Annotated in this window: 11 protein-coding genes; all 11 read left to right on the top strand. The window is 40.6% G+C overall.

What is annotated here, in order from left to right:
• Positions 1–13: 13 nt before the first annotated feature.
• The 11 genes from CA2015_RS06325 to CA2015_RS06275 all read left to right on the top strand — a co-directional run bounded on the left by CA2015_RS06325 (position 14) and on the right by CA2015_RS06275 (position 14,276).
• The gene (locus CA2015_RS06325; RefSeq protein ID WP_048641147.1) at positions 14–1,519 is read left to right on the top strand and encodes a RagB/SusD family nutrient uptake outer membrane protein; all 1,506 of its coding nucleotides are present in this window, start codon (positions 14–16) and stop codon (positions 1,517–1,519) included.
• Between the two features lie 226 nt (positions 1,520–1,745).
• Positions 1,746–4,385, top strand: coding sequence for a c-type cytochrome (locus CA2015_RS06320; protein ID WP_169786466.1), 2,640 nt, complete (start codon positions 1,746–1,748; stop codon positions 4,383–4,385).
• A gap of 77 nt (positions 4,386–4,462) precedes the next feature.
• Positions 4,463–5,260, top strand: a complete 798-nt coding sequence (locus CA2015_RS06315) for a 3-keto-disaccharide hydrolase (RefSeq protein ID WP_048641145.1) — start codon at positions 4,463–4,465, stop codon at positions 5,258–5,260.
• Positions 5,261–5,352: 92 nt separating this feature from the next.
• Positions 5,353–6,420, top strand: a complete 1,068-nt coding sequence (locus CA2015_RS06310; protein WP_048641144.1) for an aldose 1-epimerase family protein — start codon at positions 5,353–5,355, stop codon at positions 6,418–6,420.
• Between the two features lie 29 nt (positions 6,421–6,449).
• Positions 6,450–7,655, top strand: coding sequence for a class I mannose-6-phosphate isomerase (locus tag CA2015_RS06305; RefSeq protein WP_048641143.1), 1,206 nt, complete (start codon positions 6,450–6,452; stop codon positions 7,653–7,655).
• A gap of 157 nt (positions 7,656–7,812) precedes the next feature.
• Positions 7,813–8,844 (top strand): sugar phosphate isomerase/epimerase family protein, encoded by a 1,032-nt coding sequence (locus tag CA2015_RS06300; RefSeq protein ID WP_048641142.1) that lies wholly within the window; start codon positions 7,813–7,815, stop codon positions 8,842–8,844.
• Between the two features lie 52 nt (positions 8,845–8,896).
• Entirely contained in the window at positions 8,897–10,057 is a 1,161-nt protein-coding gene (locus tag CA2015_RS06295) for a Gfo/Idh/MocA family protein (RefSeq protein ID WP_048641141.1), read from the top strand.
• 176 nt (positions 10,058–10,233) lie between these two features.
• A complete protein-coding gene (locus CA2015_RS06290; protein ID WP_053086653.1) occupies positions 10,234–11,121 on the top strand; it encodes an EboA domain-containing protein in 888 nt (295 codons plus the stop codon).
• Positions 11,122–11,226: 105 nt separating this feature from the next.
• Positions 11,227–12,138 (top strand): TatD family hydrolase, encoded by a 912-nt coding sequence (locus CA2015_RS06285; RefSeq protein WP_048641140.1) that lies wholly within the window; start codon positions 11,227–11,229, stop codon positions 12,136–12,138.
• Between the two features lie 7 nt (positions 12,139–12,145).
• Positions 12,146–13,045, top strand: coding sequence for a UbiA-like protein EboC (gene eboC, locus CA2015_RS06280; protein ID WP_048641139.1), 900 nt, complete (start codon positions 12,146–12,148; stop codon positions 13,043–13,045).
• 70 nt (positions 13,046–13,115) lie between these two features.
• Positions 13,116–14,276 carry a 3-dehydroquinate synthase gene (locus tag CA2015_RS06275; RefSeq protein ID WP_048641138.1) on the top strand — a complete coding sequence of 387 codons (1,161 nt, stop codon included), beginning with the start codon at positions 13,116–13,118 and terminating at the stop codon, positions 14,274–14,276.
• Positions 14,277–14,292: the final 16 nt, after the last annotated feature.

The following is a 14,292-nucleotide window of genomic DNA, read 5'->3' as shown; positions in this document are numbered from 1 at the left end:
AATTTGATTAAAAATGAAAAAAATAAATATATTCATAGTGCTTTTGGGTATTATGGCGTCAAGCTGTGAAGAGTTTTTGACCCTAACTCCCGAGACGGCACTTAGTTCAGCCACCTTTTATAAGACAGAGGCGGATTTTGAGCAAGCGGTTAATGCAACTTATGCACCACTTCGTTCCATAGCTGATGACCGTTCTTGGTTATTATGTGAAATGCGTTCGGACAATACGATCTATGCCAGGAATATCAACTTTGGAGCTACAGAGCAACAAGAAGATATTTCTGACCATGCCTTGCCTGAAGCGCAGGGAATTACTTCAAATACCCATGTGCTTAATCAGTACCGACAGGATTACCTTATTATCGCCAGAGCCAATCAAATTCTTTCGGTAATCGATGAGGTTGAATTTGACCAAGACAAAAAGGATAATTTAAAAGGACAAGCGCTTTTCTTAAGAGGCTATGCTTATTATGAATTGGCAAGGTATTTTGGTGGTGTACCACTTCATTTAGAGCCTGTTACTACAAGAGAAGAAGCGGCCCTACCGATCACACCTGAAGCAGAGATTTACAATCAACTTGTAAGTGATATTCAAGCTTCAATTGCTTTGCTTCCTGTACGTTCGAATCAAGGAGTAGGTAGAGCTTCTAAGGGTGCAGCGCAAATGTTGCTTGCAGATGTTTACATCACACAAAAGAAATGGTCAGAAGCTGAGACTTTGTTGAAAGCCATAGTTAGTAGTGGAGAATATGAACTTATAGAAAATTATGAAAATGTATTTTCCGAAAGTGTGGGTAATAAAAACAATGCAGAATCTTTATTTGAGGTACAGTACCTTGAAGGTCCTGAAGGCTTGAATGGAAACTTCTTGTACAGCTTTATGCCGAGACCAATTTCTTCTCAGGAGTTACAGCCCATTACAGGGACATCCAATACTCAAGGGCTTGATGGAGAAGGTAACAATGTTCCTACCCCCGATATTATTGCGGCTTATGAAGATGGAGATTTGAGAAAAGATGCATCCATCGCTTATGTAGAGATTGCGGGAAGTGATAGAGAAGACAAGGTTTATCCTTACATTAAGAAATATGCAAAGGCCCATGCCTTGCATGGAAACCACGGCATTAATTGGCCTATCTACCGGTATGCAGAAGTTCTACTTTTCTTGGCTGAGGCCCTTAATGAGCAAGGTAAAACTGCAGAAGCTGCAGAATATCTGAACGAAATCAGAGAAAGAGCTGGATTGGACGCAACAACTGCTTCCGGCCAAGCCGATATGCGAGAAGCTATCTTTAAAGAAAGAAGAGTGGAATTGGCCTTTGAGAACAAAAGATGGTTTGATATTGTCAGAGCGGATAGGGTTCAAGAGATCATTGGAGATTTTGGTCAAAGAGCCTTAGCAAATCCTTTGGATTATTATTATCCTGAAGGTGCTACATTCAGATCCAATGCTTTTACTAATATCACCAAATATTACGCATTGCCTGCAGCTGAAGCTGAGATAACCCCTCACTTCTAAAGGTTTGTGCTAAGATTTAAGCCATATTTATGGTTTAAGGTACAACGGAAAGCTTTATCGCTTTCCGTTGTTTTTTGGGTTTTTATGACCAAAGGTTTTTTTTCGACATTATTGGTTATCATAAGCTGCGAATTTGGGTTAATTTTAAAAATGGTTTTAAGCGAGTGGTAAACAATTGCTAGTAGGAATGTGAATTAACAACTAACTTATGTATAAAAATAAAATAATGAAGAACTGGCTAATGGCTGGATTGATCCTGTTAATGATGGGATCATGTGGTCAAAGCGATGTTGACCAAAAGGAGGTGCATCCCAAGGTAGCCAAATTAAAATTGCCGACAGGTTTTGAAGCTGAACACTTATATAGCCCGGGAGAGAATGACCAGGGATCATGGGTGGGAATGACCTTCGATGATAAAAACCGACTTTTAACCGTAGACCAATACGGTGCGATTTATCGCATGGAGGTTCCGCCGATTGGTTCAGATTCTTTGACTCCAACAGTGAATAAATTGATTATTGGAGATGCAGGAGATGATAAAATAGGTATGGGTTATGCTCAGGCTTTATTGTATGCCTTTAACAGCCTATATGTAATGGTAAATCATCGTGCCAATGATGATTTTGACAAGAGTACAGGTCTTTATAGACTTCAAGATACCAATGGAGATGATCAATTTGATAAAATAACAACCGTAAGAGAATTTACTGGTAGCCCTGGAGAACATGGTCCTCACAGTATGGTCGTTTCACCCGATGGAAAGTCAATATACATTGTTGTAGGAAATCATATTGACGTTCCTGAAATGGATCATTACAGAATTCCACGTGTTTGGGAAAATGACAACCTGATTCCTGAAATCAAGGATCCTAGAGGTCATGCCAACAGTAGAGGAGCACCAGGAGGATGGGTAGCTAAAATTGATCCTGAAGGTAAAGAATGGGAGTTAATTAGTGTAGGTTATAGAAATCCATTTGATGTAGCTTTCAATGAAGTAGGTGATTTGTTTACTTATGATTCTGATATGGAGTGGGACTTTGGCATGCCATGGTACAGACCTACTCGAATCAATCACGTAACAAGTGGTAGTGAATATGGTTGGAGAACAGGAAACATGAAATGGTCTCCGGATTACACAGATAATCTTCCAGCAGTATTGAATATTGGCCAGGGTTCCCCTACCAATGTGTTTTATGGTAGTAAAGCAAAATTCCCTGAAGAGTATCGAAATGCACTTTATGCTTTTGATTGGAGTTTTGGCATCATGTACAAAATTAACCTGAAGCCAAATGGCGGGTCTTATACGGCTACAGGTGAAGAATTTATTTCAGGCTCTCCACTTCCTTTGACAGATGGTGTGATCGGACCTGATGGTGCTTTGTATTTTATGACTGGTGGTAGACGCCTTGAGTCTGACTTGTACAGAGTTCATTATACTGGAGACCTAAGTGGTGAGCCTAAAGGTGGTCTTACGGAAGCAGACCTTCCTGAAGAACACAAAATCCGTAGAAGCTTAGAAGCATACCATTCTGGACCAAAATCTGGTGCGATTGATTTTGCTTGGCCATATTTGAGCCATAAGGACAGGTTTGTACAATATGCGGCAAGGATAGTTGTAGAACATCAACCACTTTCCGAATGGCAAAGCAAAGCATTGAACGAAACCAATCCAAGGGCTTTGACTCAGGCAATTATTGCCTTAGCGAGACATGGAAATGCTTCACAGAGAAATCAAATGATAGAAGCATTGATGGGCTTAGATTATGGGTCACTCAATGAGGAAGATCAAATGAATTTGGCCAGAGCTTTTGAAGTAGTTATTGCCAGACATGGTAACCCAACTGGTTCTGTAAGAGATCAATTGATTGGCTATTTGGATGCCCAGTTTCCGGCAGAAACAAACAGGGTAAACAGGGTGATAGGCAAAGTTTTGGTGAAAATAGAAGCACCTACTGCAGTGCCTAAATTATTGGGCATGTTAGAAAATGCAAAAGATGATCCTAATTTCCAGAAAACACTTACAGCTTCGTCTGACCTGATCATGAGAAACCCTCAGTATGGTTTGGATATAGCAAATATGCTTGCCAATGTGCCTCCTGCGCAACAAACTTATTTGGCTACAGTACTTGGAGGAGCCAAAGCTGGTTGGGATGAGTCTTCTTATGAAAAATATTTCAATTGGACCAATAATGCATTCCAGTACAAAGGTGGTAGAAGTTATGTAGGCTTTATTGACAGAGCTAGAAAAATGGCACTAAGTACTGTTCCAAAATCCAAGTTTGATCATTACGATGAACTATCAGGAGGTAAAAGGCTTTCCGGATCTGGAAATGAGATTGTGGAAACGACTATTCAGCCTGAAGGCCCTGGTAAAAGATGGACCGTTGAGCAGGCAGCACCTTTAGTAGAAGAGCTTAAAGGAAGAGACCTTGAAAAAGGCAAGGCAATGTTTAATGCCACACTTTGTATTTCTTGTCATGCCATGGGTGGCGAAGGTGGAGCCGTAGGTCCTGACCTTACTCAGCTTGGTACCCGATTTAGTCCTAAGGATATTCTTGAAGCGACCATTAACCCTAATGACGTGATTTCTGATCAATATGCCGCTATGGTATTTGTGATGGGAGACAAGTCTTCGGTTGTTGGAAGGTTAATAAGAGAGGATGAAACGACTTATTATATATCACAAAATCCTTTTTCTCCAGACATGATTGTGGAGATTCCAAAAGATAAGGTGACAAGTACGAAAGAGTCAGAAGTATCTGTGATGCTTCCAGGTTTAGTCAATCGACTCAACGAAGAGGAACTTAAAGATTTGATGGCTTACCTGGTGTCAGGAGGCAATCCTAATCACGAGGTATACAAATAATAATACTTAAAGAAAAACGTTTTCAGGCCGGACAATTTTTGTTTGGCCTGAAAATTTTCAACCTAAATCAGCACCAAATGAAAAATATATTTAGATTAACTTCACTGGTTGCCATTTCATCGCTTACATTTTCCTGTGGTTCAGGTCAGCAAAATGATGATGCGGCAGCAAGTCAAGAAGAAGTAGCTGTTGAAGCAAACACCAATGATGGTTTTGAAAAGATTTTTGATGGTGAAAGTCTTAATGGTTGGGATGGAGATGCCACCTATTGGAGAGTAGAAGATGGGGCTTTGGTAGGCGAAATCACCGAGTCCACCAAATTGGATAGAAACCATTTTATCATTTATCAGGGTGGTCAACCTGCAGATTTTGAATTTAAAGCTGAATTTAAAATTACTGAGGCTGGTAACTCAGGTGTCAATTACAGAAGTGCTCCAGTAGAAGGTTTGGAACATGCGCTTAAAGGATACCAAGCAGATATTGATGGTAAAAACAATTATACAGGCCAAAATTACGAAGAAAGAAAAAGAACTACCCTTGCCTATATAGGTCAACAAACCAAGATCAATCCTCAAGAAAAAGAGGGTGATTTGAGAGCGAATGTTGAAAAAAATGCTTGGTTAGGGCTTGAAGTAGTGAAAGAATTGGGTGATAGGGCTGAAATGAGAAAGGTTGTCAAGTCAAACGATTGGAACGAAATTCGGATTGTTGCTAAGGGAAACCGCTTGAAACATTATATTAATGGAACCCTAATGAGTGATGTGACCGATGAGGATCCTGCGAATAGTTCTTTTAAAGGTTATTTGGGAATGCAGGTACACGTTGGCCCTCCTATGCAGGTAGCCTACCGAAATATATATTTAAAGAACCTTTAATTTTCGGCTATATAAAAGAGGATTTACCTGAAAGAACAGGATGGATTCTTTTTGAGGAATAACTATTTTAGAGCAATAAAGCTGGCAAAAATATGGAGGCAAAAAATCAGCCCTGGAAAGGTAAAGTTGGAAATGTTAAACAAATAGGTGGTATTGAGACTGCTATACTGGACAATGGCTCTGGCAAAGGAGTAAGAATTGCCAATATTGACACAGGCGCTGGTTTTCGGTACCAGTTGGTTTTGGACCGGGCCATGGACATTTCTACAGCACAGTTTGGGGAGCATGGATTGGCTTGGGTGAGTCAAGTTGGTATTACCCCTCCAGCTCCATTCACGGCAGACGGAATAGATTGGCTGAGTACCTTTGGCGGAGGATTACTTACTACCTGCGGTCTATCCCATGTGGGAGGCCCGGAAAATGATGAGCAGGGAAAAAGAGGGTTGCATGGGAGAATTTCCAATAGTCCTGCCGAGATTATCGCCATTAAGCAGCCGGACCTCCTTTCCGGTGATTTGGAAATGCACATTACCGGATTAATCAGAGAATGTAGTGTTTTCGGCCCTAATCTTTTGCTGAAAAGAACAATCTCAGGAATTTTAGGCCAGCCTTACCTTAAAATAACTGACGAGGTCACCAATATCTCCAATGTAGAGGCGCCACATATGCTATTGTACCATGTCAATTTTGGCTGGCCACTAATAGATGAAGGCACTCAGCTATTATGGAAAGGATCTTGGGAAGCAAGAGATGGCGATCCCAACAACCGGATATTTAATAAAGAAAATGATTTTAAATCTTGTCCAGCCCCTATGCCGGAACACAGTGGTTTTGGAGAGGATGTGGCATTTATAGATCCAACACCTGAGTCGGATGATAGATGTAGAGCCGGCTTGTTCAATCCTGCCTTAGGATTTGCTTTTCGGATGACCTTTGACAAAAAACAACTCCCTTGGTTGGTAAATTGGCAACATTGGGGAGAGAATGAATATGTGACAGCTTTGGAGCCGGGTACAAATCCACCGATAGGCCAGGCCCAAGCCCGGGAAGAAGGTACGCTTATACTTTTGAAACCTGGAGAAAAAAGGCAATACGAACTGGTATTCGATGTCTTGACAAATAAGAAGAAAATACAGTCATTTGTAGAGAACAACAAGTAATAAATTAACAATAAATCAAAATAGAACCTATGAGTTTGGCAAAAAAAGCATTAGAAGAAGGACAGGGGATTTTGCGTCTGGCCCCTACTTGGGTGCCTAGATCTTTTTGTGTACCCGGAAGAAGAATAAAACTTCATCCTGATGATTATTATATTTTGGGTGGTGAAAGAGGTGGTATAGATGAAAGATGGTTTTCTTCTACCTGTCCTGCTGAAAACGGCCCTCTTACTGGTGAGCATGAAGGCCTAAGTAAAGTGGTCTTGGGAGAAGATGGAAAAGAGGAGCAAATTTTATTGAAGGATGTTATCGATGAACTTAAAGGTGAGATCATTGGTGACAGGCTTTGGAATGAATTCGAAAGCTGGCCAATGTATTCCAAGTTTTTTGACAATATGGGGCCATTGCCACACCATATCCATCACAATGATGAGCATGCTGCCAAAATTGGTATGAAAGGTAAGCCTGAAGCTTACTATTTCCCGCCTCAATTGAACAACCACGGTGGAGATTTTCCTTATACATTTTTTGGAATAGCTCCAGGTACTACCAAGGAACAAATTAAAGAGTGTCTTAAAAACTTTAACAAAGGAGACAATAAGATTACCAGCTTTTCTCAAGCTTTCAAACTTGATCCGGGTACGGGTTGGGATGTTCCTCCAGGAATGCTACACGCTCCAGGAAGTATGTGTACTTATGAGCCTCAGAAGTCTTCTGATGTTTTTGCCATGTACCAATCGCTAGTGAATGAGGCCATTATCCCTGAAGAATTACTTTGGAAAGGTACGCCTAAAGACAGAATTGGTGATTATGACCAATTGATGGAGGTAATTGATTGGGAATTGAATGTGGATCCAAATATATTGGAAACCAGATTTATGGCTCCTGTTCCTGTAGCTGATGTTGCTGAAATGGAAGCGGCAGGTTATGTAGAAAACTGGATCTGTTATCGCTCTGATGCCTTTAGTGCAAAAGAACTGACAGTTTTCCCAGGTCAGACAGTAGTCATTAAGGACAATGCTGCCTATGGTATGATCATGATGCAAGGTCATGGTACAATGGGAGCTTGGGACATTGAAACACCCTCTTTGATTCGTTATGGACAATTGACCCATGATGAGTATTTTGTCACTGAGAAAGCGGCAAGTGAAGGCGTTAAAATCACCAATCAGTCAAAGACAGACCCTATAGTGATGCTGAAACATTTTGGCCCTAAGAACCCTGATTTGAACCTTTAGAAACGAATAGAATAACTATTGGAAACCGCCTTACAATGGTATTCCAATAGTTATTTATTAAATTGATAACAAAATATTAAACGGGAAATTTTCCTTTTAAATTTTCGGTTTTTTATTGTGATTTAAATTAATTATTCATTGCTAACCATATAAAATTATGTCCCAAAATAATTTTCCAAAGTTACATAATGCAACATGGCCTGGAATAGTAGGAAAAGGTCCTGATTCCGAGCCTATCATCTCTTTTGATGAGATGTTACAAAACACCGCGAATGCCGAAGTGAATGGTGTGAAGTTTGACGGGGTGGATATAGGACTTTTTGATCCACATGTCGATTTGGACATGGATGATGATGGTATTAAAAAATTAGCTGATAAGGTTTCCTCACTTGGACTAGAAATAGGGAGTGTGGTAGCACCCATTTGGGGAGGACCTATTCTAGGAACAAAAGAAGACAGGGTGGTTTACCTGGATATGCTTGAAAAATCCTGTAAGCTTGCCAAAAAATTAAGAGAAATAGGTGTAAGGCCAAATGGTATCGTAAGAATAGACACCGCTAGTAGCCCAGAAGTATGGGCAAAAGATCCAAAAGGAAGCCAAAAAATAATAGTTGAGACCCTAAAAGAAGCAGCAAAGATTGCTGAAGGATATGGGGAAAGACTTGCCGCAGAGGGTGAAATTTGCTGGGGTGGTATGCAAAGCTGGAAAACCATGCTTGAAACGCTTGAGTCTGTAAATAGCCCATTCTTGGGTTTTCAGGCTGATATGGCCCATACCTTATTGTATACATTAGGATACAATTACCCTGAACACAGGTTACTCCCTGAGGGATATGACTGGAAAGACAAATCTGTCTGGAAAGCAGCTCTAAAAGAAATGACGGATGCTTTGAGACCTTGGACGATTGATTTTCACGTAGCTCAGAATGATGCTACCGTTTTTGGCTCTGGATCGCATGATAAAACAGGTAGACATTGCCTGGCCAATGACCCTAATGGTAAATTGGATATTGCTGAAGATGCTGGTTATTGGTTGAGGGATGAAAAAGGTGAATTGACCAAAGCTTTCAAACACATGTGCTGGGATGGATGTATGTTCCCAAATGAGGTGATGAAGAAGGAAGATACCTGGAACAATATCCTAGCAGCAATGATTTCTGTAAGAGAGAAACATGGCTGGAAAGAGTAGTGTAAATCGCCTTTTTACACGCACAATTGATTAGCAACCAAAATACTAAAACATGTCAGAGAAAAAGCAAATAAGAATAGGATTGATAGGTACGGGCCTAATGGGCAGAATCCATACCAACGGTTATAAAAGACTGGGGGATTTCTTCCCTGAATACGAGTACCGACCAGTTTTACAAGTAGCCTGTTCCAGAAGGGAAGACAAAATCAAAGATTTTGCTGAGCAATGGGGATATGCTTCTTATGAAACAGACTGGAGAAAAGTCATTGAAAGAGATGATGTAGATGCCATTGACATCTGTACGCCAAATAACACGCACTCGGAAATAGCCATCGCTGCTGCCAAAGCAGGAAAAATGATTCTTTGTGAAAAACCACTTTCCAGAACCATAGAAGAAGGGGAAGAAATGGTAAAAGTAATCGAAGAAGCAGGAGTAAAAAATACTGTATGGTACAATTATAGAAGAGTGCCAGCCGTAACCTTAGCAAAACAAATTGTTGATTCTGGTAAGCTAGGTAAGATCTTCCATTACAGGGCCAATTTCCTTCAGGATTGGACGATCAGTCCGGAATTACCTCAAGGAGGAGATGCACTTTGGAGACTAGATGCAGCTGCAGCCGGATCAGGAGTGACTGGTGACCTTTTGGCTCACTGTATTGACACTGCCATGTGGCTAAATGGAGGGATTAAAGATGTTTCTGCCATGACTGAAACATTTATCAAGGAAAGAGTACACCAGGGAAGTGGGGAAAAACAAAAGGTTGAAATTGATGATGCTTGTGCATTTCATTGCCATTTTGACAATGGTTCATTAGGGCTTTTTGAAGCCACTCGTTATGCGAGAGGACACAAAGCGCTTTATACTTTTGAGATAAACGGAGAACATGCTTCCATCAGATGGGATTTACATGATTTGAATAGATTGGAATACTTCGATCATAATGACGAACCTCAGGTTAGAGGCTGGCGTTCTATTCATGTTACCGAAGGAGATCAACCTTATATGGATCGTTGGTGGATACCTGGAACAAGTATAGGTTATGAGCATTCCTTTATTCATCAAGTAGCGGATTTCTTTAAGAGTCTTGAAAGTGATGAGCCTTGTAGGCCTACTTTTAGAGATGCTTATGAGACCCAGAAGGTATGTGAGGCCGTATTAGACTCTGCCAAATCCAGAAGCTGGAAAGATACTGGCGTTGATTGGCTAAAGTAACTTGTAAAGCATTAATTGAATAAGCTTATTTTAAGCCAGGCCATTTGATAAGATGGTCTGGCTTTTTTTATTTTTTTCACCCGAGAGACTAATTTTTAGTATATGATTGTGCTCATGTTCAAAAAACTGGAATAGAATAAATGTTATATTTGTAGAGAACAAAAAAGCTGAAAAGTATGAAAAGTATTTCATCCACCATAGAATTTCTAAAGAGAAGCTTGAAGGCAACAGCCGCTTCCGATAGCATGGATTGGTTGGAGCTTCAGGTGGAGAGGATTAAAGCAGATATGGGCTCAATGAAGCTTTTTTTATCCTTTAGTCAAGCATCCCGTCATTTTTCCAAAAATCCATTAAATTTATCAGATCAAGGTCTTCAGGAAGCCGCAAAAATCAGGGATGGTTTTTCTCCTGGTAAATGGACCTGTCTGCAAACGGCAAGGGTCTTATTGGTATTGGAAGCATTGTCAGAGGATAGTGAAAAATGGCTGAAGGATATAGAGAAACTTTTTGAATCAGCAGATATTCATGAGCAGGAGGCTTTGTATGCTGCCTTGCCCATCTATCCTTTTCAGGAGAAATTTACCAAGCGTGCTGCTGAGGGATTGCGCAGTAATATGACCTCGGTATTTGATGCCATAGCATTAAACAATCCCTATCCAGCAGATTTTCTGGTGGAGCAAGCCTGGAATCAAATGGTGCTAAAGGCCATCTTTATGCAGCGACCCCTCTATCAGATCATTGGAATTGAAAAGCGGCTGAATAGCAGTTTGGCTAAAACCTTGGTCGATTATGTTCACGAACGCTGGTCTGCCAATAGGAATGTGATTCCAGAGCTGTGGCGCTTTGTCTCTCCATTTGTAGATGAGGAAATCCTAGGCCTCTTGGAAAAGGTAATGGTCAATGGAACAGATTTGGAGAAATATGCAGTAGGCCTGACCTGCTCTCAAAGTGAAAATATTTCAGCCAAGAGTCTTCTGGATAAATATCCGGAAATAAAAAATAAAATAGATAAGGGAGAAATAAGTTGGGAAGGAATAGGCAAGAAATATGAAGAGGAAAACTAATTCATTGTATCAGTTTGCCGTTTTCACTTGAAATTCTCCGTTCATTTGTTATCATTATGAATTGCATTTAAATTAACATAGGTTAGCATATAAAATTGAAGCGTTATGATGTACATCGATCCACATATACATGTTACTTCCAGAACTACTGATGACTATGAAGCCATGCAAAAAGCTGGAATAGTGGCTGTAATTGAGCCTGCATTTTGGCTAGGACAGGCAAGAACCAAAGTAGGAAGTTTTCAAGATTATTTCAGTAGCCTTGTTGGCTGGGAACGTTTTCGGGCCAAGCAATTTGGGATTGTGCACTATTGCACAATGGGACTGAATTCCCGGGAGGCCAATAATGTGGCCTTGGCTGAGGAAGTGATGGAGCTACTTCCCCTATATGTAAGCAAGGAAGGCGTGGTAGCCATTGGTGAAATAGGATATGATGATCAAACGGAAGCTGAAGACAGGTTTTATCGGCTTCAATTGGAACTGGCAAAAGAGGTAAATCTGCCAGTGATGATCCACACTCCTCATAGGGATAAGAAAAAAGGAACCATCAGAAGTATGGTTGTAAGTGAGGAGCATGGACTCGATCCGGGTATGGTCATTGTGGACCACAACAATGAAGAAACAGTGAAGGATGTTCTTGATAGAGGTTATTGGGCAGCGTTTACGATTTACCCACATACCAAAATGGGAAGTGAGCGAATGGTAGAAATTGTACGCCAATATGGTCCGGAACGCATCATTGTAGACAGTGCCGCAGATTGGGGAATCAGTGATCCATTGGCAGTGCCAAAAACGGCAGCCTTAATGAGAGAAAAAGGAATTCCTGAAGAGCATATTAAAATGACTTGTTATGGAAATGCCCTGAAAGCCTACGGTCAAAGCGGACAGATGGATGAAAAAGATTGGTTAGAAAAAGAGCCAATCGATCAAACAAAAAAAATGGGAGGAAATACTGTGCTTAGAGGTGGACAAAATCCTCGTGTAGAAAGCGATTCCTCCAATATCATAGAGAATTAATTATCAGATGTCATCACTTATTGCGCACATCAAGCTAACCAGACCTGCGAATATAGTCACTGCAATAGCCGATATTTTAGCAGGAGCTGCCATATCAGGTGCAGTTTACACTTTAATTCAGGGGGTGGATGCCACTATTCTGAATTCCATTGCCTGGCTGGTATTGTCCACCATTGGCTTGTATGGTGGAGGTGTTGCCTTTAATGATGTTTTTGATGCAGAATTGGATAGGGTAGAAAGGCCGGAACGGCCCATCCCCAGTGGACAGGCAAGCGTAAAAAGTGCTGGCATTATGGCCACAGTGCTGCTTTTTATTGGCGTATTGGCGGCATGGCAAGTAAGTGGTTTTTCTGCTTTAATTGCCCTGGTGGTGGCTATATTGGCTGTTTTATATGATGCTTGGGGAAAGCATCAAAATATTTTCGGCCCCATAAATATGGGACTATGCAGGGCGGGGAATCTGCTGCTTGGAATGAGTTTGATAGAAGGCGCGGTAGCCACTTATTGGTACATTGGACTTATTCCTTTACTCTATGTGTCGGCCATTACTATGGTTAGTCGCGGTGAGGTTCATGGAGAAAATACTACTGCCCTAAAAGCAGGTTTAGGGATTTATGCAATCATTGTATTGTCCATTTTTCTACTTGCTTACATGAATATTGAAACTTGGTGGGAAAGTCTACCATTTCTGGTATTATTAAGCTATTTTATTTTTCCCCCATTGGTTAAAGCTTTGAAGTATAAGGAGCCTTCACTAATAGGTAAATCTGTAAAAGCAGCCGTGTTGGCTTTAATTATTGTCAATGCCACAATAGCTGCGGCTTTTTCGGGTTGGATAGTAGGATTGGTTATTTTACTATTATTACCACTATCTTTGCAATTGGCCAAGGGTTTTGCGGTTACTTAGTGAACCAAAAAGAGGTTGAATTACTTATATATTATGAAGCAAAAGGTTCTCAGGAACAATCAAAAATAAAATGAATAAAGTGGCACATAAATCAATTGAACAAGTTTTCAGTGTTCCTTTCAGTTATGAAGTGTTTTTTACAAAGGCATTGTTTTCACTGAATAACAATCTTTTTGCAGACTTGGTAAGTGGACAAAAAATCCCTAAAGTATATTTTGTTCTGGATGAAGGAGTGGTGAATACCCACCCTGATCTTATTACAGCAATTAAGACGTATTCTGAGAAGTACAAAGAAGTTTTTACATTATGTGCAGACCCATTGGTAATTCCAGGAGGGGAGCAGGTAAAGAACAATCAGCAGTATTTTCAGCAGGTTCTTAAAGCAACAGACGAATATGGGATTGACAGGCATTCCTATATTGTAGGCCTAGGAGGAGGAGCACTCTTGGATATGGTTGGTTTTGCAGCCACTATCGCCCATAGAGGGATCAGACATATCCGAATACCTACCACGGTACTTTCTCAAAATGATTCGGGCATAGGTGTTAAAAACGGCATCAATGCTTATGGTAAAAAAAATTACCTCGGTTCATTTTCTCCTCCTTATGCAGTGGTCAACGACAGTGATTTTTTACAAACACTGGAACCAAGAGATTGGAGATCGGGAATTTCTGAAGCTTTAAAAGTTGCACTGATCAAGGATGCCTCTTTCTTCGTATGGATAGAAGGACAAATAGCAGACCTACTTGATAGAGACAATCCTGCAATGTCTGAATTAATTTACCGCTGTGCCCAGATGCATTTGGATCATATTGCTTCTGGAGATGCTTTTGAAAGTGGCTCTTCCAGACCATTGGATTTTGGTCATTGGGCAGCGCACAAGTTAGAGCATTTGACAGATTATAGGGTAAGGCATGGTGAAGCTGTGGCCATAGGAATAGCTCTTGATACTACCTATAGCTTCCTGTCTGGAATGCTATCTGAAAATGAACTGAACCGTGTATTGAAAGTCATTACTGATCTTGGATTTGATTTGTACCTTCCTGAATTGTCAGGAGAGGTTTTGCTTCAGGGACTTGAAGAATTTAGAGAGCACTTGGGAGGTGAGTTGACCATTATGCTTTTGGATAAAATAGGTCATGGAGTGGAAGTTCATGAAATGACTGAAGCTTTAATTGTTAAAGCAATAGAAAAACTTAAAGATTTACAAGTCGAATACCTAAAGGCCTGAGCCAGATTTTCTGAAC

Source organism: Cyclobacterium amurskyense (assembly GCF_001050135.1).
In the GTDB taxonomy this organism is placed as follows: domain Bacteria; phylum Bacteroidota; class Bacteroidia; order Cytophagales; family Cyclobacteriaceae; genus Cyclobacterium; species Cyclobacterium amurskyense.
This window is presented reverse-complemented; position numbering and strand designations above follow the sequence as displayed.